The sequence below is a fragment of the Mycobacterium sp. 2-64 genome (genome assembly GCF_035918375.1).
Lineage (GTDB): Bacteria > Actinomycetota > Actinomycetes > Mycobacteriales > Mycobacteriaceae > Mycobacterium > Mycobacterium intracellulare.
In genome coordinates this window covers 3,472,047-3,498,696 of record NZ_CP142361.1, presented here as the reverse complement: position 1 = coordinate 3,498,696, position 26,650 = coordinate 3,472,047, and the positions used below count along the sequence as shown (strand labels likewise).

At 66.4% G+C, this 26,650-nt stretch carries 14 protein-coding genes; 7 read left to right on the top strand and 7 right to left on the bottom strand.

What is annotated here, in order from left to right; translation table 11 throughout:
• Positions 1 to 20 precede the first annotated feature (20 nt).
• Both QGN31_RS16395 and QGN31_RS16390 read right to left on the bottom strand, forming a co-directional pair.
• Positions 21 to 839 (bottom strand): alpha/beta fold hydrolase, encoded by an 819-nt coding sequence (locus QGN31_RS16395; protein WP_014384420.1) that lies wholly within the window; start codon positions 837 to 839, stop codon positions 21 to 23.
• 364 nt (positions 840 to 1,203) lie between these two features.
• On the bottom strand, positions 1,204 to 2,355 hold the full coding sequence (locus QGN31_RS16390; RefSeq protein ID WP_043954724.1) for an alpha/beta fold hydrolase: 1,152 nt from the start codon (positions 2,353 to 2,355) through the stop codon (positions 1,204 to 1,206).
• Between the two features lie 121 nt (positions 2,356 to 2,476).
• Here QGN31_RS16390 and QGN31_RS16385 point away from each other — a divergent pair, with 121 nt between their 5' ends.
• Positions 2,477 to 5,023 (top strand): excinuclease ABC subunit UvrA, encoded by a 2,547-nt coding sequence (locus QGN31_RS16385; RefSeq protein WP_014941703.1) that lies wholly within the window; start codon positions 2,477 to 2,479, stop codon positions 5,021 to 5,023.
• Between the two features lie 160 nt (positions 5,024 to 5,183).
• Here QGN31_RS16385 and QGN31_RS16380 read toward each other — a convergent pair whose 3' ends face one another.
• Entirely contained in the window at positions 5,184 to 5,360 is a 177-nt protein-coding gene (locus tag QGN31_RS16380; RefSeq protein WP_014384423.1) for a hypothetical protein, read from the bottom strand.
• Positions 5,361 to 5,530: 170 nt separating this feature from the next.
• Between QGN31_RS16380 and QGN31_RS16375 the strand changes: the two genes are divergently transcribed.
• The 3 genes from QGN31_RS16375 (at position 5,531) to QGN31_RS16365 (ending at position 7,919) form a co-directional block, all read left to right on the top strand.
• Positions 5,531 to 7,003, top strand: a complete 1,473-nt coding sequence (locus tag QGN31_RS16375; protein WP_029385664.1) for a putative alpha/beta hydrolase — start codon at positions 5,531 to 5,533, stop codon at positions 7,001 to 7,003.
• 15 nt (positions 7,004 to 7,018) lie between these two features.
• Positions 7,019 to 7,558, top strand: coding sequence for a hypothetical protein (locus QGN31_RS16370; RefSeq protein ID WP_014941704.1), 540 nt, complete (start codon positions 7,019 to 7,021; stop codon positions 7,556 to 7,558).
• Positions 7,559 to 7,631: 73 nt separating this feature from the next.
• Positions 7,632 to 7,919, top strand: coding sequence for a hypothetical protein (locus tag QGN31_RS16365; RefSeq protein WP_014941705.1), 288 nt, complete (start codon positions 7,632 to 7,634; stop codon positions 7,917 to 7,919).
• Positions 7,920 to 8,026: 107 nt separating this feature from the next.
• On the opposite strand, the gene QGN31_RS16360 is transcribed toward QGN31_RS16365, so the two are convergent.
• Positions 8,027 to 9,433 (bottom strand): aldehyde dehydrogenase family protein, encoded by a 1,407-nt coding sequence (locus tag QGN31_RS16360; protein ID WP_014379848.1) that lies wholly within the window; start codon positions 9,431 to 9,433, stop codon positions 8,027 to 8,029.
• A gap of 216 nt (positions 9,434 to 9,649) precedes the next feature.
• On the opposite strand from QGN31_RS16360, the gene QGN31_RS16355 reads away from it, so the two are divergent.
• Positions 9,650 to 10,534, top strand: coding sequence for a TPM domain-containing protein (locus QGN31_RS16355; protein ID WP_014941706.1), 885 nt, complete (start codon positions 9,650 to 9,652; stop codon positions 10,532 to 10,534).
• On the opposite strand, the gene QGN31_RS16350 is transcribed toward QGN31_RS16355, so the two are convergent.
• The 3 genes from QGN31_RS16350 to QGN31_RS16340 are packed head-to-tail and all read right to left on the bottom strand — an operon-like array spanning position 10,531 to position 23,565.
• On the bottom strand, positions 10,531 to 12,129 hold the full coding sequence (locus tag QGN31_RS16350; protein WP_014941707.1) for a bifunctional aminoglycoside phosphotransferase/ATP-binding protein: 1,599 nt from the start codon (positions 12,127 to 12,129) through the stop codon (positions 10,531 to 10,533). The genes QGN31_RS16355 and QGN31_RS16350 overlap by 4 nt on opposite strands.
• A 25-nt stretch (positions 12,130 to 12,154) precedes the next feature.
• Positions 12,155 to 12,853, bottom strand: a complete 699-nt coding sequence (locus tag QGN31_RS16345; RefSeq protein WP_014941708.1) for a Type 1 glutamine amidotransferase-like domain-containing protein — start codon at positions 12,851 to 12,853, stop codon at positions 12,155 to 12,157.
• A gap of 8 nt (positions 12,854 to 12,861) precedes the next feature.
• A complete protein-coding gene (locus QGN31_RS16340) occupies positions 12,862 to 23,565 on the bottom strand; it encodes a BTAD domain-containing putative transcriptional regulator (protein ID WP_083862993.1) in 10,704 nt (3,567 codons plus the stop codon).
• Between the two features lie 116 nt (positions 23,566 to 23,681).
• On the opposite strand from QGN31_RS16340, the gene QGN31_RS16335 reads away from it, so the two are divergent.
• A complete protein-coding gene (locus QGN31_RS16335; RefSeq protein ID WP_008255701.1) occupies positions 23,682 to 26,252 on the top strand; it encodes a SpoIIE family protein phosphatase in 2,571 nt (856 codons plus the stop codon).
• Entirely contained in the window at positions 26,252 to 26,569 is a 318-nt protein-coding gene (locus QGN31_RS16330; RefSeq protein WP_014941710.1) for an STAS domain-containing protein, read from the top strand. The genes QGN31_RS16335 and QGN31_RS16330 overlap by 1 nt, the downstream gene beginning before the upstream one ends.
• Positions 26,570 to 26,650: the final 81 nt, after the last annotated feature.

The following is a 26,650-nucleotide window of genomic DNA, read 5'->3' as shown; positions in this document are numbered from 1 at the left end:
TGTCCGGCGAACGCTGCCGATCAGGACGCGATGAACGCGAGCAGATCCGGGTTGAGCACATCCGCATGCGTGGTCGGCATTCCGTGCGGGTAGCCGGCATAGGTTTTCAATGCGCCGTTCTGGAGTAGGTCGACCGCTCGGGGCACCGCGCTGGTGAATGGCACGATCTGATCGTCGTCGCCGTGCATCACCAGGACGGGAAGGGTGATTGTGCGCAAATCCTCGGTGTAGTCCTGCAGCCAGGAAAACACGGTCTCATAGTGAGCGTGGGCGCTGCCGGACATGCCCTGTCGCCACCAGTTCGCGATGACCGCCTCGGACAGCTCTACCCCTGAACGGTTGAATCCGTAGAACGGACCCTCTGGCACGGCGCGGAAGAACTCCGATCGATTCCCCAAGACACCCGCCTGCACCGCGTCGAACCACTCCTGGGGTTGGCCGCCTGGATTGTTCTCGGTCTGCAGCATGCTTGGTGTCGGGGAGGACACCAGTACCGCCTTGGCGACTCGCTCCTGGTGGCGCGCGACGTAGCAGGCCACTTCCGCGCCGCCGGTGGAGTGCCCAATATGGACGGCCCCCCGCAGGTCGAGCTGCTCGGTCAACGCGGCCAGGTCGGCCACCCAGTGCTCCATGTCATTGCCGGTCCCGACTTGCTCGGATCGGCCATGCCCGCGCCGGTCGTGAGCGATCACTCGATAGCCCTGGTGCAGGAAGAACATCATCTGCGCATCCCAGTCGTCGGCCGTCAGCGGCCAACCGTGACTGAAAACGATCGGTTGGCCAGAGCCCCAGTCCTTATAGAAGATCTTGACACCGTCCGACGTGGTGATGGTGGGCATAGTCGTTCCTCCCGCAGTCGCTGTCGCGAGCGCCACCCGCGATCGAGTAGTTAGTTAACCGCAAGCCACAAGTTTTTCCTGCGAGCTGTCCGCAAGTCGACAGCTGCGAGCTGTCGCGTGCTCTCGTCCCACCGTTAGCTAATACGTTCGTACCGGCGACATACCGGCGACCGAGGGCGATTTGTAGCCGTACCGAAGGCGTAACCCGGCCGTACTGGCAACGCCCAAAAGCCCTTTCTTGCAGGCGTTCACTGCGAGCGGCTAACCCGTTTCGGCTGGTCGGCGGAGCGCCGGAAAAGGACTCATAATCCGTTGGTCGCGGGTTCGAGCCCCGCCCGCCCCACCACGCGCTTTTCACCCTTAGCTATTCGTGGTGCTCGGGCTCGATCCGGGTGTTGTGCCGGATCAGCGATCGCGCCTGATGCAGGTGCTTGGCCGCCCATCGGCGATATGTCCGTCGAGCCCAGGACAGCCGTTCCTGCGAGCGCTCCGTACGGCGCACCAGCTCGAGGTCCACGTGATCGAGCTCCTCGGGCCCGATTTCGATTCGGTCGCGACCGTGGATGAACTGCAACACCAACGCATCGGGGTCCAGTAATTCGCTCTCCCACGCCTCGTGGTCATCGAGGTCCGCGATGCCCATCGCGTCGGCGGCGTCGCGAAGCACCTCGCCCAGCTCGCCGTCGAGCAGTTGACGAAACGCATCGGCGCCCTGGCGCGGATTGGCGATCATCCACGAGTGATACGCGTCCGGCACCCTGTACAGCGTCGCGTCGGCCTCGTTGGCGATTTCGCGCGCGTGCGGGAACGGCACGATCATGTCTTTTTCGGCGTGCACCACCATCGTGGGCATCCCCTCGTCGCGCATGGTGTGCAGCATCGGCGTGTAATCACCGGACTCGACGATGGCCCTGATCGTCCGGACGGCCGCGAGTGGATCACGCAGGTTGGGCACCGCCACCGCGGCCAGCACGCGGAAGTATCCGAGTTGCTCGCTGGGTGAGAGCTGCGTCGGGTCGCCCAGTGTGTCGCGGACAGCGGTGTAGGCCGCGCCTAACGCCTTGGTTGGGGACCTCACCAATTTTGGGATGGTCGTGTCGAACCGCGCTCCGGACGCCGGGTCGAACAGCACGGCGGCGAGTACCCGCTCAGGCGCGCGTGCGGCCAGCTGGATGGTCATTCGCCCGCCCATCGAATGGCCGACGAACAACGCCTGTCCGATGCCAAGGGCGTCCAGCGTGCGCAACACCGAATCGGCGCGATCGGTGAAGCCGCACGCGTTGCTGGGCAGTCGCCCGGTATCTCCGTGACCGGCGGCATCGACGGCGACGACCAGAAATCCCATTCCGGCGATCCGGCTGAGCATCCGCAGATAGGCCTTCCGACTCAGCAGGAGCCCGTGCATGAACAACAACGGCACTCCGCGGCCGCCGACTGAAAGCCCGATCCGCCGCCCGTCATCGAGTTCCACGACGTGATGGCTCAGGCGGATCCGGCTTGGTGATGTTTCCGTCATGGCCACGGCGGAATTCCCGGCCGGCGGGGCGTCAAAACGGATTGCCGATAGGCCCTCGCTGGTCGCTGCCAGGGGAGCGCAGGCTTGTGCGGCCGCACCCGGGGGTACTCGGCTGAGCAAGATGACGCAAATCCCGTATCGACGCACCGACGAAATCGATCCTTCTGTGCGCGTTTACGGGGCGCGGGTGCACAATCTGCGGGGTGTCGACGTCGTAGCGCCGCGTGACGCGCTGGTCGCGTTCACCGGAATCTCCGGATCCGGCAAATCGTCGCTAGCCTTCGGGACCATCTATGCCGAGGCCCAGCGCCGCTACTTCGAATCGGTCGCTCCGTACGCCCGTCGCCTGCTATTGCCAACCGGCGCGCCAAAGGTCGATGACATCACCGGGCTACCGCCTGCCGTTGCACTGCAGCAGCGCAGGGGTTCGGCGACATCGCGGTCGACGGTCGGCACCGTCACCACCCTATCGAACCTGTTGAGGATGCTGTTCTCCCGCGCCGGGACCTACCCGCGGGGGGCTCCGGAACGACTGGACTCCGATGCGTTCTCGCCGAATACCGCGGTGGGGGCGTGCCCCGAATGTCACGGGCTGGGACGAATCCATCGGGTGACCGAAGAGACACTGGTGCCAGACCCCTCGCTGACCATCCGCGAAGGCGCCGTCGCCGCATGGCCCGGCGCGTGGCAGGGCCAAAACCTCCGCGACATCCTCGTCACGCTGGGCTACGACATCGACAAGCCATGGCGGAAACTGCCTAAGCGGCAACGCAATTGGATTCTGTTCACCGAGGAGCAGCCGACCGTCGAAATCGATCCGAGCCAGCACCCCGTGCAAGCCGATTATTACTACAACGGCACGTTTTCCAGCGCCGAACGCCATGTCCGCCACACGTTGGCCAACTCCCATAGCGCGATGATGCGCCGCCGCGTACTGCAATTCGTCGACACCGTCGAATGCCCGGTATGCGACGGCTCTGGGTTGCGGCCGGAGGCGTTGCGGGTGACCTTCGCCGGCCGCACCATCGCCGACTACACGGCCATGCCACTGGGCGACCTCGCGGACACGTTGCGCCCGACGGCTTCTCGGACCGACGCCGCCGCCGCGTACGAGTCCATGACATCCGGCGAGCTGACGGAAGTGGCGACCATGATCGCCGCCGACCTGGTCGCACGCCTGCAGGTACTCATTGATCTCGGCCTCGGCTATCTCACGCTCAGTCGCCGGACCCCGACCGTGTCACCCGGCGAACTGCAGCGGTTGCGGCTGGCCACCCAACTGCGCGCCGGCTTGTTCGGCGTGCTCTACGTGTTAGACGAACCGTCGGCCGGCCTGCACCCGGCCGACGCCGAGCCGCTGCTCGAGGTGCTCGATCGCCTGCGGCGCGCGGGCAATTCGTTATTCGTGGTCGAGCACGACATGGACGTCGTGCGCCGTGCCGACTGGATCGTCGACGTTGGGCCCGGGGCCGGAGAACTCGGTGGGGGCGTGCTCTACAGCGGGCCGGTATCCGGCCTCGCCGACATCGAGGGGTCCGTCACTCGTCACTACCTTTTCGACGGTGCCCGGCCGCCGCGTCGACAACCACGTACGCCGTCCGGGCAGCTGCGGATGCGCGGGATCTGCTTCCATAATTTGAAAGACCTCGACGTGGACCTGCCCCTCGGCGTGTACACCGCGGTCACCGGGGTGTCCGGTTCCGGCAAGTCGACACTCGTCGTCAAGGTCCTCGGCGATGTCGTCCACAGCCAGCTCGGCACCGGACGAGCGGTCGAGCCTGCCGAACCCGACGACGACGAAACCGACAGCGGGATAGTCGATCTCGATCATGACGCGAGTATCGGTGTGACGGCAGAGGGGGCCGAAAACATCAACCGGCTGGTATCGGTCGACCAGCGTGCGATCGGACGCACGCCGCGCTCGACGCTGGCGACCTACACCGGCTTGTTTGACGCCGTGCGCCGTGAATTCGCTGCGACCCCGAAGGCGCGCCGCCGCGGTTGGACGGCGGGCAGGTTCTCGTTCAACGTGGCCGACGGTCGCTGCCCCACCTGTCAGGGGGAGGGTTTCGTGTCGGTCGAATTATTGTTCCTGCCAGGCACATACGCCACCTGCCCGGCGTGTCAAGGAGCGCGGTACTCCGACGAGACACTCGAGGTTCGCTATCGCGACCGTACGATCGCCGATGTCCTCGCGATGACCGTCGATGAGGCTTCGGAGTTTCTTGCCGACGTCGCCAGCGCGGCGCGCAGCCTGACCACGCTGCAAGAGGTCGGGCTCGGATACCTCCGTCTCGGACAGCCCGCCACCGAGCTGTCGGGCGGCGAGGCACAGCGGATCAAGCTCGCGGCCGAACTGCAGCGACCCCGGCGCGGGCACACCCTCTACGTCCTCGACGAGCCGACCACCGGGCTGCACCCCGCCGATGTGGATCTGCTCGATCGTCAACTGCACCGCCTGGTCGACGCGGGCAACACCGTGGTGGTGGCCGAGCACTACATGCGGATGGTCGCGGGTGCAGATTGGGTGATCGACTTGGGACCGGGAGCCGGCAGCGATGGCGGCCGGGTCGTCGCGGCGGGGCCACCTGAGCAGGTGGCACGGGCCAAACAGAGCCGCACGGCGCCGTACCTGGCGAAGCGGTTGGCGCCGTCTGGCACCCAGTGAAGACGTTGTCTCACCGCGGGCTCGGCGCGGCGGGTGATCCCGGACGCCCGTAGCGAGTTGAGCGTGGAATCGGCGGCGTCGCCAAACTTTGAATGCCCCAAGAAGGGGATCTTCTCTCCGACAAGGAGTCCGACACGAAGCAGCGGGCGACCGACATCGCCTAGCCCCAGTGCGGCGGCACCTCGCTACCCGGGCAGTCCGCATACCGGCAGTTGACGTCCCGCACCCGCCTGGCGGTGACTTTGCCGTCGTTGTCGTAGCTGTATTCGACCGTGGCCTCCGCCGAGCGCCGGCAGTGCGGGCAGACTTCCATTTCGGTTTTGAAGCGCGCCATCATGTCCTCCTGGTCGCAATGCTATTGAAGCGCGCCCCTCGCCACGTGTCCCCGATTAGCTCCGCGCCGAGCGCACTGAAGTGAATTGCAGCGCCTTTTCGGGTGGAATAGGGGGTCAGGGGAACCAGCGGAGGTAGCGTCAAAGCTGGTCAAAAGCACAAATGGGCGGGGCGATGCAGCTGAACTGGTTGAGCGTTGCCGATCTGATCGCCCAGGCCGGCGGCGATCCCTGGGCGGTCAACCGCAGTTTGCAGGCCGGCAACCCCTTTCAGATCTCCCAATTGGCGGAGGCCTTCCACGCGGCGGGCCGGTGCTCCACCGCCGCCCAAGAGGAGTTCGAGCAGGCCCGCAAGCGCTTCGATCAGGCCTGGAACCACCAGAACGGCGACCATCCGATCAACGGCTCAGAAGAAGTGCAGCGGCTGACCAAATCGCTTCGCCTGCAGACCGACCAGTTGCCCAAGATCGCCGCGGACCTGGAAAACATCGCCGCCATGCTGGCCGCCGCGCAAAAAGAGGGCTCCGCGGAGATCGCCACGCTGGAACGACAACTGCAGTTGCTGGACAAACTGATCGGCGCGGCCACCAAGGATCTGCAAGACCCCACCCTCGATGCGAAGAGCCGCCGGGCGCTCGAGACCTTGATCAAGGACGCCAAAGCCGACGCCGCCGATGACACGCGGGACGCCCTCAAGCAGATGAACTCGATCCGCGACACCTACACGAAATCGCTGCGTGAAGCACAGGCGAACGGACACCTCACCCCGCAAGATGCTGCCGCGGTCGCCGAGTTCAAGCCGGCGGGCTTCGGGGACGGGCAAGACGCTCCACCCAGCGACCCCAGGATCACCGGACCGGCCGGCCCGCCCCAACACGAGCAAAACACCTACGACCTGCAAGACCAGTTCCAAGACGGCCAGGGCCCCACCTTTGGCGGCGACCCCCGAGACGGCTTTCCGCGCAGCCCGGCATCGGAGCTCGCGCAAGGGCCGCCGGGCACCCGCCCGCTGCCGACGGGGACCGCGCTGGGGCCCGACGGTCATCGCTACGCGTTTTTCAGCCACCCGGATGGGTCCGTGACGCCCGGGTTCAACGAATTCGCGACCAACGGGTCGGTCTGGGATTACACCGATCCCACCCATCCCGTGAAAGTCGGTGAGCTGCCGGGGATTTACCAGGCCAGCGGCGTTTACGATCCTGCCACCAACCAGATGGTGATCGTCGGCAACACCAGCAACCGGGTAGGCGACACCACCCGCGGCATGTGGGTGTCGGGACCCATCGATCCGGCCAAACCCAACAGCTGGATCAACAACTTGCAGCGCGTCGGCACCGTCAGCCTCCCCGGCGATCGTGAAAGCCAACTGGTCTCGCTCAAAGGTGGTGGATTCATGCTCGTCGGCGCGACCAACGGCGGCCCCGTGCAGGGCATCACCGCCGCCACACCGCAAGGGCTGATGGGGGCGACACCCCAAACGCTGGTGGCCCCCAACCAGCTTCCGACCGTCTACGGCCCCACCATCACGGGCACGACGCTCGACCCCGCGACCGGCCTTGAGACGATTCAGCTTCGAGTGAGCACCTGGCCGCCCGGGCCGACCTATGATCCCAACACGTGGACGACAACCTTTGGCGTCCAACACTAGGAAAGGGGACACCACATGCTGAGCAGGGTGACCCTAGCGGTGATCACCGCGACCGTTGCGGTCCTGAGCCTGGCATGTTCCCGCAACGCCCCCGGCGTCGCGACGGCCACGCCGCCGCCGAAATTTCCCGATCTGAACGCATTTCAAGCGGTCGACGCCGCGCCCTATACCGCCGCGGCCCGCGCCGGCGGCGCGGCCTATTTCGCGACACCCGATGGGCTGCAGTGCATCCTCCCCAACCCACCCAAGCCGGGCGATCATGTCAGCGCCAGCTGCGATGGGCCACTACCTGGTCTGCCGGACAACGCCCCCGTCGGCAGCGACGGCTGCTCGGTGGTCGCCTCGCCGTCATCGCTTCCGACCGACCTCAACCCGTACAGCTTTCAAAAGGGCACCGGCTGCCCGATCATCACCTCGCCGCTGCTCAACGTCGGCCAAAAGCTCACCAAAGGCGACATCACATGCGTCGTGGGCGCTGACCGCCTGACCGCCTGCGTCGATCCAATCCTCAACCGTGGCTTCGTACTTCAGTCCGCCGGCTCGTGGACGTTCTAACCCGCCGCCGCCCCCGCAATCGAGGCGGATGTGCTGGCAGCAAAATCCACGTAAGATTGTCGGCGTGAGTCGCATGCGCGGGTTGACGTTGGCAGCGGTGCTTAGTGCCGCCGCCGTTGTCTTCGCGTCCGGAGCGGGCGCCGACCCCGGGTCGCCCTCGTACAACCAAGGCAAACAGGCCATCGATGAGCAGATTCAGCACTATCACGTGCAGCTGAATGCTGATACCGATTGGAACCAGTACTGCCAGAGGGTCCTTCAGAGCGATCTGAAAAGCGGGAAGATCGCTCAAGTGGACTCGGCCCCTGACTTCATTGCCGGGTGCACCGATGAGGGCCGTGCCCTCGTAGCGTCTCACTGAAAGCCGCTGTAGCCCACAGTCTCCGGGATGGCCCGGGCGTAACGCCACGGCGAAAAATCGGCAATAGTTCCACCGTGGCGTTACGCCCGCGGCGCCGGGGCAGCAGGTTACAGACCGATGTAGACCGCCTTGGTGTTGAAGTAGGCCTCGATGCCCTTGCGGCCGCGCTCGCCGCCCCACCCGGACTGCTTGTGGCCGCTGATCGGCATCGACGGGTCGGCCGCGAGTGAGGAGTTCACCCAAACCTGGCCCGCCCGAAGCTCATTCACCATCCGGTGGGCGCGGGAGAGGTTCTCGGTCCAGATGGACCCGGCCAGCCCGTAGTGCGTGTCGTTCGCGGCGGCGATTACCTCGTCCTCGTCGTCGAACGGGATCACACAGCCGACCGGCCCGAAAATCTCCTCCTTGATGAGCCGCATGTCGGGCGTGGTGTTGGTGATGATTGTCGCCTCGTAGAAGTAGCCCTTGCGGTCCATCGGCTTGCCGCCGGTGATGATTTGCGCGCCGCCGGCCACCCCGTCGTTAACGATGCCTTCTACCCGTTTGCGCTGCTTGTCGCTGATCAGCGGGCCCAACACCGAGTCGGGATCCTCGCTGCCACCCATCGGCAGCATCTGGGCGAACTCCGCCAGCCGCTGCACGACGTCGTCGTAGATGCCGCGCTGGACGTAGATGCGCGACGTGCACGAGCAGTTCTGCCCCGAACCGGCGAGCAGGCCCATGCCCGCCCCCAAGATCGCCTTGTCGAGGTTGGCGTCGTCGAACATGATCAGCGGGGACTTGCCGCCGAGCTCGAGCGTCAGCCGCTTGAGGTTGCCGGCGGCCGCCTTGACGATCAGCCGCCCGACCTCCGTCGACCCCGTGAACGAGATCTTGTCGACGTCGGGGTGCGCGGTGAGCGCGGCGCCCGTGGTCTCGCCGTAGCCGGTGATGACGTTCAGGACGCCGTCGGGCAGGCCCGCCTCGCGGAAGATCTCCTCGAGCTTCAGCGCGGTCAGCGGCGTCTCCTCGGCGGGCTTGAGGACGGCGCTGCAGCCGGCCGCGAGGGCGGGCGCGACCTTGAGCATCGCGACGAAAAACGGTCCGTTCCAAGGGATGATGAGGCCGACGACGCCGACCGGCTCGAGCTGGGTGAAGGTGTGGTAGGTCTCCCAGGTGCCCAGCAGGCCGTCGCTCACCAGATTGGCCGACTCACCGTGGATCTTGCCGACCCAACCGGCGTAGTACTTCAGCATGTCGACCGACACCGGGATGATGTGCCGCGCGGCCGTCAGGTTCATGCCGTTGTCTTGGCCCTCGAGCGCGGCGAGCTCGTCGGTGCGCTCCTCGATGATGCGCGCCGCGCGGAAGAGGACATTGGCCCGGTGCGACGCCGGCGCCTTGCGCCACACGCCCGACTCGAAGGTCTCACGCGCGCGGGCCACCGCCGCGTCGACGGCCGCCTGGTCGGAGTCGGGGACCTCGGTGATCAGCTCCTCGGTGGACGGGTTGAAGACCTTAATGGCGTTACTCACGGTTCTCAGTGGCCTTTCGCTCGCGAGAATGCTGTCGTTGCGCGACAGAGGTTACGCGCGTAACCATTGGGTGTCCAGTGCGTGCGGGGGTCGTGGTGGGCGGGGGTTCTGGGCGGATTCTGCTGGTCGCCGACGCGCGCAGAGCGATTCGGGCCCCGTTGGCCGCGGATGCGGCGCCCTCCTGACCCAACGCGAATTGGCGGCTAAGTTACCTGTATGCGGGTTATTCGCCTGTTCGGTGCCGTCCTGACGATCCTCACCGCGTGCTTGCTGCTGGTAAGCCCCGCCGCCGCGCAACCGCCGTCGAAGCTCACGGATCACGTCACCGACACCACGGGGGTGTTGACCGATTCCGGTCGCGCGGCGGTCAGCGAAGCGATCGATCGGCTGTACCGCGATCGTCACATCCAACTCTGGGTGGTCTACACCGACAACTTCTCTCGCTTCAAGCCCGACAACTGGGCCGACCGCACCCGCAGCGCCAGCGGGCTGGGCGGCCAGGATGCGCTGCTGGCCATAGCCACGAACACCAAGGCGTACTCGTTCACCGTGCCGCCGCAGGTGCAGGGGCCGACCGCTTCCGGGCTGGATAGCCTGCGGCGCAACCAGATTGAACCCGTGCTGGGCGCCAAGGACTGGAGCGGAGCGGCGGTCGCCGCGGCCGACGGGTTGGATAAATTGGCGAGTTCGGCCAAGCCGGCGAGCTCGTCGAAGCCGATCTGGCCGCTGGTCGCGATCGGCGTCATCGTCGTCGTGGTTCTGCTGTTGCTGTTCGTGCTCTATCGCGCGCGTCGGCGCCGGCGCGCGCCGGGCAGCGTTGCGGGGCACGGTGAATCGTTGCCGCAGGCGCTGTCCACCGCGGATGCACGGTTGCGCCAAATCTCTGACTACGTGTCCCGGCATCGCGACAGCGTCGGCGTCGACGCCCAGGCCCGGCTCGACGAGGCCCAGCGGCATTTGGCGGCGGCGCGCGGCAAGGAATCCACTAACGACGCCGAAGCGATCGCGCACGCCAACAGGGCATCGACCCTGGCCGCTCAGGCCCAGACGCTGGCCAACGCCGACGTGCTAGGACGGCACGGCGCGCGACGGCGCCGTTAGCGGTAGGAAGCGCGCAGCAGCGCCAGCGCCTGCTCGACGGTCTCCTCGCTGTCGCGCGTCGCATCGACCCGCAGAACGGACGGTTGCTCGTCGGGGGGCGTGAATGCGGCGCGCAGCTCGGGCCACAGCTCGATCCGCGCATCCGAGACCACGCCCTTCTGCGTGGCGCGCCGCTCGAGTCGCGCGATCAGGGTGGCGTCGTCGGCGTCGCACAGCACGACGCGGAGGTCGGCCCCGAGGCGGCGCGCCAGTTGCCGCATCTGGGCGCGCTCGCGCGGATTGCCGAACGTCGCATCGACGGCCACGCCCCGGCCGCGACGCAACCAGCGCGCGGCATCACGGCGCAGCGCGGCATACGTGCTGCGCGTCATCGCCGGATCGTAGAGCCCCGAACCGAATTCGTCGCTGCCGCGCTGGGTGGGCTCGATGCCCGCCATCCGCTTGCGCGCCATATCGGACGAGAGATGCACCAGCCCGAGCCGGCCGGCGAGCGCGCGCGCCAGGGTGGTCTTGCCGCTGGCCGGCAGACCCATGGTGACCACCATCGGGGGGCGGGGCAGCCCACCCCCGTGCGCCCAGGCCAGGTCGAAGTACGCGCGCGACTCGGCGATGAGCTCACGGTTGTCACCGCCGGACGCCTGTTCCGTCTGGGCCAGGCGCAGGCTGCGGACCTTGCCGCGAACGTAGGCCCGGTAGCAGGCGTAGAAGTCGAGCAGGTCGAGCAGACCGTCGTCGCCGCTGGCGCGCACGTAGGAATCAACGAACCCCCAGGCCAGGTCCGCGCGCCCGTGGTATTCGAGATCCATTGCCAGAAAGGCGACTTCGGAAGCGAGGTCGGCGCAACGATAGCGCGGCGCGAATTGCAGGCTGTCGAATAGCAGAATTTGGCCGTCGTCGATGCAGATGCTGGCGGCATGCAGGTCGCCATGGCCATCGCGCACGTGTCCGTCGGCCACGCGTCGCTCGAGCGCCGGCGCCCGCGTTCGCAGGAATTCGTCGACGTAGCGTCGGATGTGGTCGTTGACGTCGCATGAGATGGTCCGGCCGACGAACGGAGAAATCTGATCGAAGTTCTCCTGCCAGTTCGCGGCCACGCTGGACGGGCTGCCGTACGCATCGATGTCGGGCCCGGTTTCGGTCCTGCCGTGAAGCTTGGCCAGGGTGCGGCCGATTCGTCGCGCGAGACGAAGGTCGACCTCCCCGCGCGCGAGCTTGGCCGGCAGCATGCCCTCCTCCGGCAGGCGCCGCATCCACACCGCCCGCTCGCCCGACCCGGACTCGCCGCCGATGCGGTAGTGGCCGTCCTGCTCGGTGACTTCGACGACGCCCAAGTACATCTGGGGACTGAACCGCCGATTGAGGCGCAGCTCCTCGTCGCAGTCGGCGCGGCGCCGCTCGATGGAGGTGAAGTCGAGGAACCCGAGGTCCACCGGCTTCTTGAGCTTGTAGGCATAGGGGCCGGCGAGCAGGACCCACGAGCTGTGCGTCTCGTGAAGACGCACGTCGTGGGCCGGCGGGTCATATGCGTCGGGCCGCAATAGGTCGGCCACGATGCGGGGCTGGCCGTCGGGTCCGGTTGGGTCGAAGGCCGTCACGGATTTTAGGCTACGGACGAATGCCTCAGGTGCCCACTTCGGCAGGCAACAGGGCGTGCGTGATGGCAGTGCCGTCGAAGACGAACGTGTGCGCGGAATGGCGCAGGGGCTCGATGGTGGCGTCCGGGTGCACGACGACTCCGCCGCCAGCGGGGATGCCGAGCCCGGTCACCTCTGCGTTCAGCAACTCCATCGTGCGCTGTAGCCGCGCCCACCCGTTTTGTTCGCCGTGCACGTCGATCACCATGGGGACGAGATTGAACACGTCGAACACCTCGGCGCCGAGGGATTCCGGCGTCTCGGCGATCCCACAGCGTCCGAGCTGAACCGCACCGGCCGAAATGCCCACCAGGACAGCACCTTCGGCATAGCGGTCCAGGATCGCCTCCTTCATGCCGGTTTCCTCGAAGGTGTTCCAGCCCAGACGCACATCGCCGCCGGCCAGGACGATCAACTGGGCGCTTTCCAGGAAGGCGCGGTCGGGCCCGTCGAACGACGAGACGATCATGCGACGGTCGGTGATCCCGACGGCATCCATCGCCGCCTCGAAGATCTCGTAGAACTCCGGCCGGTCCCCGTTGGAGGCGCCGATGTAGGCCGCGCTCAACGGTTTGCCTCGATCCAATCCATCGAAGGCTGCCTCGAGAAGCAGCCGGTCGTGGCGCTTCCAGAACAGCAGCTGACTGTCCGCCAGTAGGTAGAGCGGTTGCGGTTGTGGCGCCATACGGTTGATCAACTGTTGAGCTCGTCAAAGTGGGTGAGCGCGGCTTCGAGGTCTTCCTCGTCGAAGATTTCGCAGCTGCTGATCAGATCGCCATCGACGGTATGGACTTCGACCCCCCGCCACTCGGCAGGGAAGCCGTGTTGCGAAACGCCATGGGCCACATGGCTAGTGACGGCCCCAAGGTCAGTCAAGCGATGCACGGCCTCGACGCGGAATTTGATGTCAGGGACGAGGTCCCACAGCGAACGCAGGGACGCGTTCAGGCCGCCCTCCTCGAGAATCGCGTGACGTCGACGATCGGCGTTCACCCAATCCGGCGTCGTCGGGAAAAGTTCGTTTCGGTTCATCGCGGTATAAGAACCTGAGACGACCGACCAGGTATGCGCGTGGGCGGACGCTTCGCCGGCAAGGTAGCGGGCATCGAGTTCCTCGAAGGCAGCATCGATATCGTCGACGTCAAAAAAGATGTGGGCCGCGATCCGCCCGTCGGTGTCGATTTGAGCAATACCCAGCATTTCGATGGAGAATTCCCCCTGCTGCGAATCAACGTTGAACGAGCGGAAGTGGGAGAGTGCGAGGCGCTCCTCGCGAGTCGCAATCACCGTCAAAGACATCTGCGCAAGGCCTTCGGCCAGTGCTCGCATATTTGCCAGCACGACATCGCGACCGTCCCAGGAGCCGACATTTACCACTCGACGTCGATCCTCCACGAAACTGTCGGGGGCCAAAATATCGGATATCGTCGCCCAATCGCCGGCGCCCGAGTGGTCAATGAGTCGGCGTTCTGCTCGGCTTGCCGCGTTTTCCAGTTGTCCTGGCGGGGAATGTAATTCGTCGAAGCGGGCGAGCGCGACGTCGAGGTCGGTGTCGTCGAAGACTTCGTAGCCGCTGCCCAGGTCACCTTCGACGGTGAAGATACTGATCATCTGCCACTCGGCGTAGAGCCCCTCTGGCGAGCTTCCTTTCAGCACTTGGGTAACGACGGCTCCGAGTTCACTCAGCCGATGCACGGCCTCAATGTAGGTCCTGCCGTCTGGAGTGAGGTCCCATGCGGCACGTTCGGAGGCGGCCACATCGACCCCTTCGATCGATACGAGGGATCGATGGTCGATGTAAACGGGATCTGGCGTCAGCGCAGGAGGTTCGTGCCGATTGAACGCGGCGATTTCTCTCGCGATGACAGGCCAAGTGCGTGCGTGGGCGGCCGCGTCCCCGGCGAGATATCGCGCATCGAGTTCTTCGAACGCGGCGTCGATGTCCTCGAGGTCGAAGGCGACGCGCGCCACGATCCGCCTGTCGGCGTTGATCTCGACGACGCTGAAAAACTCCATGCGGAATGCCTCAGGCTGTTCTTGTCCCGAAACGCACGTACGGCCGAGCTCGAGACGATCACCCCGGGTCGCGATGATGGTGAACGAAATGTTGGTGAGGCCCACGTCAACGGCGCCCCGCAGGTAAGCAACAACGGCGTCCCGACCGCGTTGAACCCCGGAGTTCACGGTTCGTCGGCGATCCTCGAGCGCGACCCCGTCGGCCAGGATTTCACCTACCGCGTTCCAGTCACGGGCCGCGATGCACGCCCTGATGCGCGCGTGTTCCTGGCTTGCCGCGTTTTCCAGACGTCGCGCGCGTCGGTGCAGTTCGTCAAAGTGGGCGAGCGCGGCTGCTAGATCCGTCTCGTCGAATAGCTCGAAGCGGCTGAACAGGTCGCCTTCGACCGTCAAAATCTGGACCATCCGCCACTCGACGTCAAAGCCTTCTACCGAAGTCGCATTAACGGCTTGGGTAACGACCGCTCCAAAACCGCCGAGTCGATGTACCGCCTCGATGCAAAAGCTTACGTCCGGCGTGAGGTCCCAAAAGTCGCGCATGGCTGCGGGTAGATCACTCACCTCGAACATCGGGAGCCGGCGGTGATCGACGGTGACCCAGTCATGCGTTGTTGCGGGAAGTTCGCGGCGGTTGACCGCGGCGATACCACCCGATATGAGCGACCACACGTTCGCGTACGGTGCCGCTTCGCCGGCAAGGTATCGAGATTCGAGCTCGGCGAAGGCGGCGTCGATGTCTTCGAGATCGAAGATGACGTTCGACGCGACGCGTCTGTCGGAATCGATCTCGACGATGATCAATGCATCGCTTGCAATCGCTTCGGGGTCGTCACCCGAGACGCGAACGCGGAGCAGGGCGAGCTGCGCGCCACGAGTTGCTATGACGCTCAGCGTATTTAAGGTGAACCCGACCTCAGCGAGCGCCCGCGTACTTTCGAGATTGGCATTCCGGCCGTTGATGAGCCCGGCGTTCACCACTCGCCGACGGTCGTCGACGGAGATGTTTTCGGCCGTTAATTCGGCGAGGGCGTCCCAGTCGCGGGCCGCCAGGCACTCACAAATGCGCTCCCACGTCTGGCTAGCCGCGTTGTTCAGCACCGGCCGAGTCAGTTGATCGAACCTCGCGAGCGCGGCGTCGAGGTCGGACTCGTCGTAGACTTCGGCCCGGTTCATCAGGTCACCTTCGACTGTCCCGACATTGATCGTGCGCCACTCGGCCTCAAAGCCCTCTTGCGAGGTTCCGCGGGCGACATGGCTGATGACCGCTCCAGCGTCGCTCAGCCGATGCACAGCCTCGATGTAGACGTAGACGTCCGGCATCAGGCCCCAAATGGCGGGAAAATACGCAGCCAGATCCTCCGGCTCGGTCGTCAAGACCGATCGATGATCGATGAAAACCGAATCTGGCGTCATGCTGGGAAGTTCGTGTCGATTGATCGCGGCATAGCCTCGTGCGACGGCTGACCACGTCTGCGCGTACGGTGCTGCCTCGCCGGCGAGGTATCGGGCATCAAGCTCCTCGAAGGCAGCGCTGATATCGTCCGGCTCTATGACGACGATTCCACGAATTCGGTTGTCGTCGTTGATCTCGACGACGGTGAGCGCCGCAGCAGAAAATGCGTCCGGTGACTGATGGCTCGTGAAAGTCGTACGGAACAACGCGAGACGCTGCCCACGAATAGCGATGGTCGATGTCTCATGAGTGCTCCAGATTTTACCGGTGGCATGCCAATTCGCCATTTCGGCATTTCGACCACGCCGCATCCCGGCGTTCAAGACACGACGACGGTCGTCTGAGGAAACGTCGTCCGCGAGGAGCTCGGCCATGGCATCCCAATCGCGCACCGCGTAGTGCGAAAGGAATTTGCCGCTGACTTGGCTAGCCGCATTTTCCAGTCGCCGCGCCGGCCCGCTGAGTTCGCCCAACCGATCGATCGCGGCGTCGATGTCTGTCTCGTCAAATATCTCGCAACGGGTGAGGCGGTCGCCCTCGACGATGTGAAGCATCACCATGCGCCATTCGACGCCCAGGCCATCGGGCGAGGACCCGTGTGCATAGTTCGTTATCACCGCCCCAAAACCGTTGAGTTTGTGCACGGCTTCGATATGGACGTTGAAGTCCGGCGTGAGGTCGAAGAGCGTGTGAACGGCTGAAGTCATGTCGCTGGCGGTGAACGGTGTGCCTCGCCGGTGGTCGATGGTCACCCAGTCCGCTGGCGGGAATTCGTGCCGGTTGAACATCGCGTGCACGCCGGCTATCACCGACCACGTGTCCGCATGAGCGGCTGCTTCGCCAGCGAGGTATCGGGCATCGAGTTCAGCGAAGGCGGCGTCGATGTGGTTGGTGTCGAACGAGACATTTGCCACGAACTGCCCAGCTGAATTGATCTCCCCGACATCGAGTTGCTCGCTGAGGAACGCCTCGGGCCCTCGATCCCGGAACGAAAAGATACTGTGGGTGAGGACGAGTCGTTCTCCGCGTGTCGCGATCGCGGTCACTACGGCGTTCGCGACCCCGAGGTCCGCGACGGCGCGCATGTTTGCGATGGCCGCATCTCGACCGTGTCGGACTCCGGCATTCACGACGCTTCTGTGGTCGTCGAAGGAATAGTCGTCCGCCAATAGCTTCGCCATGGCGTCCCACTGCTGGGCCACGAAGTGCGCCAGAAAGCGTTCGCTCACTCGGCTTGCCGCATTTTCCAGCCTCGGCGCGCGCGGACTGAGCTCATCGAAGCGCGCGATCGCGGCATCAAGGCCTGACTCGTTAAATAGCTCGCACCGGTTGACCATGTCGCCCTCCACCGTCGCGACGGCGATCTCCCGCCACTCCGCGTCGAAGCCGTCACGCGAAATGCCCAGCGCCGCATAGCCGCAGACCGCCCCGAGATCGCTCAACCGATGCACAACCTCGACGTAGGCTCGGATGGTCTGGCCGGCAGCCCAGCCGGCGCGGATGTATGCGGGCAACTCGTCGGGCGCAAACGCCGCCACCCCGCGATGGTCGATCGTTGTGCAGTCAGATGTCAGCGCGGGGAACTCGTTTCTGCTCATCGAGGCGTAAGTTCCCGCGATCGCCAACCACGTGCGCGCATGGTCGGCCGCTTCGCCGGCGACGTATCGCGCGTCGAGCTCGCCGATGGCAGCGTCCAAGTCTTCGAGGTCGTACACAACGACGTTCGCGATCCGATCTCCATCGTCGATCTCGACGATGTTGAGCGCATCGTTTTGAGCCGCCTCGGGGTCACGGCCGGAGGCGCGAACTCGCGCGAGGACCAGGCGCTCTCCGCGGATCGCAACGGCATTCACCATCGAGATCGTGAAACCGACTTCGGCGGCCGCCTGCAGGTCTCTGATCACGTCGCCTCTACTGTGTTGAGGCTCGGCACTGACGATCCGTCGATGATCGATGCTGACGTAGTTGTCGGCCACCGTTTTGGCCATGGCGTCCCAGTCGCGAGCCGCGAAGTGCGACCAGACATGCTCGAAGACCAACGCTGCCTTGTTTTGTAGCCGGGATGGCCGCGGGCTGAGCTGCTCGAACCGTGCGATCGCAGCGTCGAGGTCCGCTTCGTCGAACAGCTCGCAGCGGTTCACTAGGTCGCCTTCGATCGTGACCAGAATGACCTCGCGCCATTCGGCCTCGAACCCCTCGCGCGACCATCCACTGACCACATGGCTGACGACAGTGCCGACGTCGCTCAGTCGGTGCACGGCGTCGACGTACCCCCAGACGTTGCGCGCCAGCTTCCAGGTGGCGTGCATGTATGCGCTCAACTCACCTGGCGCGAACGCCCTCGCGTGTCGATGATCGATGCTCACGCAGTCGGGAGTCATTCGGAGTTGTTGCATGTTCGACGCGGCATACGTCTGCACCACGACCGACCACGCATGCGAATAGACCGCCGCTTCACCGGCAAGGTAGCGGGCATCGAGCTCGACGATGGCGTCGTCGATGTCGTTGGCGTCGAACGTGACGTAGGCTGCCATCTGGTTGTCGCAGTTGATCTCTACGACCCCGATTTCCTCAGTGAGGACGCCCTCGGGCAATTGGCCTGGGCCCGACGAACGGGTATGGACGAGGGCCAGACGCGCGCCGCGAGTCGCAATGACTGTCGACGAAAACTTCGAGATCCCAACCTCAGAAATAGCCTGCAGGTTCGCAATTTGGGTATCTCGGCCGCGTAAGACCCCAGCGTTCACCACGCGCCGGCGATCGTCGTGCGTAACATCGTCGGCCAGTATCGTCGCCACCGAGTCCCAATCGCGGCCGGCGAAGTACGCAAAGAAGCGCTCGGCTACCCGGCTCGCAGCGTTTTCCCGCCGCGCTGCCGGTCGGTTCAGCTGATCGAAGCACGCGATCGCGGCGTCGAGGTCTGCCTCGTCGAATAGCTCAGTGCGGTTGACCATGTCGTGTTCGACTATCAGAAGGGCAATGCCTCGCCACTCGGCTTCGAAGCCTTCGCGCGAGGTTTCACACGCTGCGTAGGTTAAGACCGCGCCGTGGTCGTCCAGTCGGTGCGCGGTCTCGACATAAGTTTTGATGTCTTGGCCCTGGTCCGTTCCGGACCTGATGTATGCGATCAGGTCGTCGGGCCTCATCGCAATTTCGTGTCGGTGGTCGACGTTGATCCAATCCGGCGTAGTGGTTGGCTGCTCGTGACGATTTATCGCCGCGTAGCTCTCCGCGATGACCGACCATGTGCGCGCGTGGGCGGCCGCTTCGCCGGTGAGGTACCGGGCGTCGAGTTCGCCTATGGCACTGTCGAAGTCGTTCAGGTCGAAGATAACGATCGACGTGATTCGCTCGTCGGCGTCGATTTCGACGAGATTGAAGGCATCGTTTTGAATCGTCTCCGGGTCGCGCCCCGACGCACGAACCTGGGTGAGGGCGAGGCGCTCGCCGCGGATCGCCACGACGTCCGCCATCCGTATCGTAAAACCAAGCTCGGCAGCCACTCGCAGATCCTCGATAACGGATTCTCGACTGCCTCGGTTCCCGGCATTCACCACCCGTCGGTGATCGGCGCCGGAAAGGCTTTGGGAGACGATCGCTCCTACGGCCTCCCAGTCGCGTTCGGCGAAGTAGGACCAGAAGCGTTCGTACACACACGTTGCCGCGTTGTCGAGCGTCCGCGACTGTGGATGCTCTGCCTCGAACGTGGCATGCACGGTGTCGAGTTCGGCCATCGCGGCGTCGAGGTCGTCGAGGTCAAACCACATCTGCAGGGAGATCTGGCCATCATCGTCGATGCCATAGAGCAGGAGGAATTCGTCGTGGGGCGCCCCAGGGCTGACGTCGACAGCACCGATCAGCAATCGCGCGAGCGCCAGACGCTCGCCTCGGACGGCGATGACGATTTGGCTGACCCGCATAGGGACCTTCTCCAAAACGCGCCTGTTCAGCTGTGGAAACTCGCCCGATGGGACGTCGACCTGACCAAACCCGACAACCTTGCGGCGGCTCTCGATGAATCCATCTGGCGCCAAAAGGTGCTCGAACTCGCCCCACGCCTCACGATTGATCGCGGACGTCACGCGTTCGCCCGCGCGCACGCACGCATTGTCCAACGCGACACTCGGCGCTTCGGGTCGCGCGGGTGCGCTCGGCTTGACTCGATCGCCGAGGAGGACGCGCGCCATTTCGGCAAGCGCCACTGCGCCTTTGCGTTCGTACAGCTCGACCGCGTGTTCGGCGGCCTCGCGCGCCGCCACGACGTCGCCGGCACCGTTCAAAACCGTCGCCAGCGTCAGGCAGGCGTCGCCGTGGTCAACCAGCGCGTCTGTGCGTTCCGCCAAAGTGACAGCCGCCTCGGCAACCTGCCTAGCCGCAGCGTGATCACCGCCGCGCGCCAGCAAATGCGCACGCAGGGTGCGCCACGCGATCGATGCCTTCAGCGCGTGCCCGGCGAGACGCTCGCTCTCCGAACACAATTCGTCCGCCTCGTCATCGCGCCCGAGCGCAAGGCATGCGCGGCCCAACAACGCGGCGGTCTCGGCGGTGTCCGCGTCCAGGCCCATGCGACGAAAGCCGTTGCAGGCCTTCCGCAAATGCGGCTCGGCGGCGGCCGGATCGTCGACGATGAGCTCGACGATCCCGGCGAACTGCTCAACTTCCAGCAGCGCATGACGCAAGCCGAGCTCGCTCACCGTGCGCCGGGCCGAGTCGATCATCCGACGCGCCGCAGCGGCGCGGCCCCGAAAGGCCTCCAAGACGGCCTGGCATCGCGTCGAGGTGGCCTCGACGGCGGGGGAGTCGGTCGTGATCCGCAGCAGCCGCACCACGTCGAGGCACCGCCCGCCCGCACGCGGAACCGGGTTGGGGCCCCACAGCGCCGCGAGGGGAGCGCCCGCCAAAACCGCGTTCACGCGGCGGTGTTCGCGCGCGCGACGCGCCGCGTTCAGCGCGTTGTCGAGGGCGACTTCGCAGTCGGCGATCCGCCCGAGCCGGGCGAGGCACCCCGCGCGGACGGTGTGCGCCGTGGCTTCTCCGGCGGCGTCGTCTTGTTCGGCGAGTTTGGCGGCGGCCGCGCCCAACGCGGCTTCGACCTCGTCCAACCGCTCGGGGTGGATCAGCATCGACAGCTGCCCGTCGAAGCAGGTTGCCCACGCCGCAAGCCGGGCCGAATCGACTGTCGCCGCCCGTAATTGGGAGACAGCGCCCGCGGCCGACGTCACGTCACCGGCGGCCAACAAGGCCTCGCAACGCGCGACCAACAGCTCGGCGGCCTGATCGTCGCGATCGGGCAGCTCATCATCGAGCTCTTCCAGCGCGTGCAGCGCGTGGCGGTACAGGTCGGCAGCACCTTCGTAGGCCAGTCGTGCCATCGCTTGGTCCGCCGCGCGCCGGCAGTACAAGACTGCCTTGGCCGCGTTTCCCGCCCAAGCGCACTCGAAGTAATGATGCGCCAACTCGGCCAACAGTTCGTCGTCGGCGCCCGGCATCGTCTCCAGTGTCGTCGCAATGCGCTGGTGCAGCCGCATGCGCCGCACGGACGCCAGTTCGGCCAGCAGCGACTGCCGGACAATCGCGTGGTTGAACCGGTAGTTGCCACCGGGTTCTTCGATGACGATGCCCGCCCGGCGCGCTTCGTCGAACGCGTCGACGAGGTCGTCGCCGACCACCTGCTCGACCAGCTCCAGGGCGAACCGGCTGCCGACAACCGCCGCCGTGGCGAGGGCTTTGTTCGTCTCGGTCGGTAGCCGGGAAAGCCTGCGGCTCACCGCTTCTCGTACACCCTGCGGCAGGGTGCTCTGATCCCACACGCCGCCGCTCTCATCGACGTGGCGCAAGGCCTCGATGAGGAAGAAGGGGTTACCGCCGGTGACCGACGCCAGCGCGTGCGCGAGTTCCTCGTCGTCGTAGCCGGCTTCGGCGACGTAGGTGGTCACGTCGTCCTCGTCGAGGCCGCCGAGGTTGAGCCGGTTGGCCGTGCCGTCGCGGTGCAGGTCGGCGAGCATCGCCGCCAGGGGGTGGGAGCGGTCGAGGTCGGTGCTGCGGTAGGTGCCGACGATCTGCACGCGGGCGTGGTCGCCGAAGCGCAGCAGGTGCCGCAGCAGGAGCAGCGTCGGCTTGGCCGCCCAGTGCAGGTCGTCGAGGATCAAGAGCACCGGTGCGCTCGCGGAGGCGATTTCGAGCAGGGCAACGGCGGCATCGAAGAGTGCGTATCGCTCGGTGTCGGGATCCGCGTGCGCCGGGGGAGCGAGGTCGGGCACCACATCGGCCAGCCCGGGCGCGAGCGGCAGCAACGCTTCGACGCCACGCAGTCCCCGCAGCCGCTCAGCGCCCATACACGGCACGAGCGCACGCAGCGCTTCCGCGAACGGTTGATAGGGCGCTCCGAGGTCCTCGTCGCACCGGCCGTACAGCACGACCGCGCCCATTTCATAGGCCCGCTGCGACCACTCACCGGCCAGGCGGGTCTTGCCGACGCCGGGTTCGCCGGCGATCAGCACCGTGCGCACGCCCCCCGTCAGTGCACCCTGCCACGCCGACAGCAGGCCTTCGAGTTCGCGGCCCCGCCCGACGAACGGCCCGGGGCCGACGAGCACCGCCGGAAGCCCGGGGCGCTCCATCGGGGTTTCGGCCGCCGCCTGCTGCGGACGCCGCTCAGCGGTTTCCAGTCGCAACTCGAAAACGTGCTCGGGCCGTGCGAGATTCCGCAACTGGCGCATCCCCAGGTCGGTGAGCACCACGTCGTCGGCGAGCGAGTCGATGACGAGCTCGGCGGTCGCGCCCGAGCACAGAATCTGGCCACCCTCGGCCAGCGACCGCAGCCGCGCGACCCGGTTGACGGCCCGGCCGAAGTAGTCGCCGTCGCGAAGCTCGACCTCGCCGGTATGCAGCGCCACCCGGACGCGGATGGGTTGCCGCAGCGCCCAGGGTTCATGCGCGATCGCGTCCTGCAACTCGACCGCTGCCGAGGCCGCCGCAGAAGGCCGTTCGAAAACCGAGAAGGTGGCATCGCCCTCGCCGCGCGTCTTGATCAGCCGACCGCCACGCGACGTGACCACGTGTTCGATCAGCTCGTCGTGTCGGGCGAGGGCCGCCGCCATGGCCCCGGCCTCCGCCTCCCAGGCGGCCGTCGACCCCTCGATATCGGTGAGAAGGAACGTCACCGCGCGGGTCACCGACGGAACATGTTGTGCCACAGCAATGTCCAGGGAGGAGTCCTGCGCGACGATCAGGGCCTCGAGCCGGCGAAGTTCCGGTCCGGGATCGACGCCGAGCTCGTCGGCAAGCAGCGCCCTCGCGCGTTGGTACGCGCCGAGGGCTTCGCCTTGCCGGCCGGCGCGGTAGAGGGCGAGCATCAGCTGGCCCCACCGCCTTTCGCGCAGCGGAGCATCGGCAATCGCGGCCTCCAGATCGCCGATGACTTCCGCGGCGCGGCCCGTCGCCAGCAACGCGTCGGCTCGATCCTCCACCAGCGCGGCGTGGCCCTCCATCCACCGCGTTTTTTCGGACGTGCCGCGCCGGCCATCGGGAAGTTCGGGGATTCCGCGCCATAGGGCGAGGGCCTCGTCGAACCGGGCCACCGCTTGGCTCGTGTCGCCGGCGGCGGCGGCCGCGCGTCCCAGGCGGGCGGCCGTCTTGTACCGCGAGGCATCGACCTCGCTGTCGGCGAGGACCCAACCCGCGCCCTGCGTCAGGACGAAGCCGTCACCGAGCGTGCGGCGCAGCGCGGAGATGTGGGTCTGCAGGGCTTTGTCGGCGGTGCGCGGCGGATCCTCGCCCCACAGCAACTCGACGAGCGTGTCGGCCGGCACGACGGAACCGTCGTGCAGTCCGAGCATGGTGAGGATGGCGCGAGGTTTCGCGCCCGGGATACCGACGGCCGCTCCGCCTCGCCGGACCTGGAGAGGGCGTAAAACCCCCAGTTCCACCGCTAAAAGGGTACTCACCTTGCCTATCGTCGGCGGGGCAATTCAATAGCCGGTCAAGATTCAGTAAAGGCCGCTGCGCCCGCGCGCCGGCAACCCCACGCACTACCTTGGTGCCTATGGACAGCGACCGGAGTGACTCCGCCTTCACCTGGCAGGGCCGGCGCGAACTGGTGGGCCAGATGCACGACCAGCTCGATGAGCTGGTGGCGGCGCGCGACCAGATGGAACAACTGGTGCAGGTCATCGTCGAACTGGGCTCCGATCTGGACCTGGACGTGACGCTGCACCGGGTCCTCAAAGCGGCGATGGAGCTGACCGGCGCCCGCTACGCCGCCCTGGGCATCCGCGCCCCCGACGGCAGCCTCGTGTCCTTCGTGCACGCGGGCATCGACGGCGACGCAGCGCGACGGCTCGGCGACCTTCCGGTCGGCGACGGGCTGCGCGTCGACGATCTGAGCGCCGATCCGCAGACCGCCGGGCTGCCCGCACAGGACCCACCGTTGCGGGCGTTTCTGGGAATCCCGATCACCGTGCGGGCGGCCAACTTCGGCAACCTCTACCTGGCCGACGACCGGCCCGGGCGCGTCTTCACCGACTCGCAAGAGGGTGCCGTACGAGCGATGGCCACGGCGGCCGCCGCCGCCATCGACAACGCACGACTTTTCGAGCGCGAGCGTGAAACGGCGAAATGGACGACGGCCAGTCGTGAGATCACGACCGCGCTGCTGTCCGGCGACCCGCAGACGGGGCCGCTGCAGCTCATCGTGAACCGGGCGCTGGAGTTGGCCGGCGCCGAGCAGGCGATCTTGCTGGTGCCCCGGGAGCCGGACTCGGTCGCCGACGAGGCCGACACGCTGGTGGTGGCCGCAACGGCGGGCCGCTATTCGTCGGAAGTGATCGGTCGGCAGGTCCCGATGGAGGGCTCGACCACGGGCGGTGTGGCGCGACGCGGTCTGCCGCTGATCACCGATTCCTTCCAATACCCGATCGAGGGCTTCACCGATGTCGGTGAACGCCCGGCGATAGTCATCCCGCTCATCGCGGACGGCGCGGTGCTCGGTGTCATCGCCGTCGCGCGCGACCCGCGCCAGCCCCCGTTCGGCAACGACTACCTCGACCTCGTCAGCGACTTCGCCCGGCACGCCGCGATCGCGTTGGCGCTGGCGGCGGGCCGCGAACACGCGCTCAATCAGGAACTGGCCCAAGCCGATACGGTCGAGGAAGCGGTCCACACCGCCGCCGAAGAACTGCGCCGGCTGTGGCGGGCGCGCCGGGTCCTGGCCGTCACCTTTCCGGCGTACGGCTCGTCTACGGAGACGGCCTTCGGCGCGCCGCAGGTGGTGTCGGTGGGTGAGCCCGCGCAGTGGGCCGACCTGCCGTCCGACACCCAAGGGGCGCTCAGCTCGTTGCGGGACGGCGACTTACTCACCCCGACGACGACGCAGCCGGGGACGGCGGGCATCGCGCTGCAGCACCCCGAGGGCGTGCTCGTCGTCTGGATCGACCTGGCCGAGCAACGCCCGTTCACCCTGGAGGACCAGACCTTGCTCACCGTGCTGGCCGGCCGCCTCGGCCAGGGTCTGCAGCGGGTGCACCAAGTCGACCAGCAGCGCGAAACCGCTCTGGCCCTGCAGCACGCGATCCTCGGCCCGGCCGATCTGCCCAGCGGATTCGCGGTGCGCTATCAGGCCGCCACAAGGCCGTTGCAAGTGGGCGGCGATTGGTACGACATCGTCGACCTCGAGGACGGGCGCATCGCGTTGGTTGTCGGCGACTGCGTCGGCCATGGCCTCGCCGCTGCCGCGGTGATGGGTCAGGTGCGCAGCGCCTGTCGTGCGCTATTGTTCGAAAACCCAAGCCCCGCTGCAGCTCTCGCGGGGTTGGATCGCTTCGCCGCGCGGCTACCCGGCGCGCAATGCACCACCGCGGTGTGCGCGGTCCTGACCCCCGACACCGGTGAACTGGTCTACTCCAGCGCCGGGCACCCGCCGCCCATCCTGGTGCACGGCGACGGCAGCACCCAATTGCTCGACGACGGCCACACCATTGCTTTGGGAATACGGGGGGACTGGTCGCGCCCGGAGGCCCGCGTGACCATACCGGCGCGCACGACCCTGCTGCTCTACACCGACGGGCTGGTCGAGCGTCGCCGCAGTCCACTGGATCGGGGCATCTTTCGCGTCGCCGACGTCGCGCAGGACGCCCGAACGCTGGGACTGGAAGATCTGGCCAACCAGGTCATGACCCGCGTCGCGCCGCCGGGCGGGTACCAGGACGACGTCGTCCTGTTGCTCTACCGTCATCCGGCGCCGTTGGAGCTGAACTTCCCCGCCGATGTCAGCCAGCTCGCGCCCACCCGCAACGCCTTGCGTAAGTGGTTGGCCCGCGTCCGGGTGGGCCCCGAGGAGGCCTTGAACGTGCTGGTTGCCGCCGGGGAAGCGGTCGCCAACGCGATCGAGCACGGCCACCGGCACAGACCGGAGGGCCTCATTCGGCTCGGCGCGGTCGCGGTGGGCGATGAGGTGAAGTTGACGATCACGGACACCGGTTCGTGGAAGGCTCCGCAGCCGGCCTCCCATCATCGTCGCGGCCGGGGCATCCCGCTGATGCGAAGCCTGATGCACGACGTCGACATCCGACCGGCGCACGACGGAACCACCGTTCACCTATCGGCGCGGATCACCTGATGACCACGCCGCTCACGCTCGACACCGCGCGCGGGCGCGACGGGAAACTCGTGCTGGTCGCATCGGGGGAAATCGACCTGACCAATGTCGACGCCTTCACCCTGGCCCTGTCCACCGCCGCCACCGGCAGCGACGGGGCGGTGCTTGTCGATCTCAGCGCCGTGGAGTACCTCGACAGCGCCGCCATCAATGCCCTGGCCGCCCACGCCGACCGCATTGAGCTGGTCGCGCACCCGATCCTGATGCCCGTCCTCAAGGTCAGCGGCCTGACCGAGCTCACCGCCATCGTCACCGCGCCGCCGACCGAGAAGCGCTAACACTTTCTCGGTGTTGAATATCCTTGCGGCGCAACATATAACCTGTTATGGCTGGCCCATGTGCCTCCTGCGTGCCACGAT

Bases quoted from the DNA above. Each gene is read 5' to 3' on its own strand.
- QGN31_RS16395 (WP_014384420.1), bottom strand. From the start codon at position 839: ATGCCCACCATCACCACGTCGGACGGTGTCAAGATCTTCTATAAGGAC.
- QGN31_RS16390 (WP_043954724.1), bottom strand. From the start codon at position 2,355: ATGACGGAAACATCACCAAGCCGGATCCGCCTGAGCCATCACGTCGTG.
- QGN31_RS16385 (WP_014941703.1), top strand. From the start codon at position 2,477: ATGACGCAAATCCCGTATCGACGCACCGACGAAATCGATCCTTCTGTG.
- QGN31_RS16380 (WP_014384423.1), bottom strand. From the start codon at position 5,360: ATGATGGCGCGCTTCAAAACCGAAATGGAAGTCTGCCCGCACTGCCGG.
- QGN31_RS16375 (WP_029385664.1), top strand. From the start codon at position 5,531: ATGCAGCTGAACTGGTTGAGCGTTGCCGATCTGATCGCCCAGGCCGGC.
- QGN31_RS16370 (WP_014941704.1), top strand. From the start codon at position 7,019: ATGCTGAGCAGGGTGACCCTAGCGGTGATCACCGCGACCGTTGCGGTC.
- QGN31_RS16365 (WP_014941705.1), top strand. From the start codon at position 7,632: ATGCGCGGGTTGACGTTGGCAGCGGTGCTTAGTGCCGCCGCCGTTGTC.
- QGN31_RS16355 (WP_014941706.1), top strand. From the start codon at position 9,650: ATGCGGGTTATTCGCCTGTTCGGTGCCGTCCTGACGATCCTCACCGCG.
- QGN31_RS16345 (WP_014941708.1), bottom strand. From the start codon at position 12,853: ATGGCGCCACAACCGCAACCGCTCTACCTACTGGCGGACAGTCAGCTG.
- QGN31_RS16335 (WP_008255701.1), top strand. From the start codon at position 23,682: ATGGACAGCGACCGGAGTGACTCCGCCTTCACCTGGCAGGGCCGGCGC.
- QGN31_RS16330 (WP_014941710.1), top strand. From the start codon at position 26,252: ATGACCACGCCGCTCACGCTCGACACCGCGCGCGGGCGCGACGGGAAA.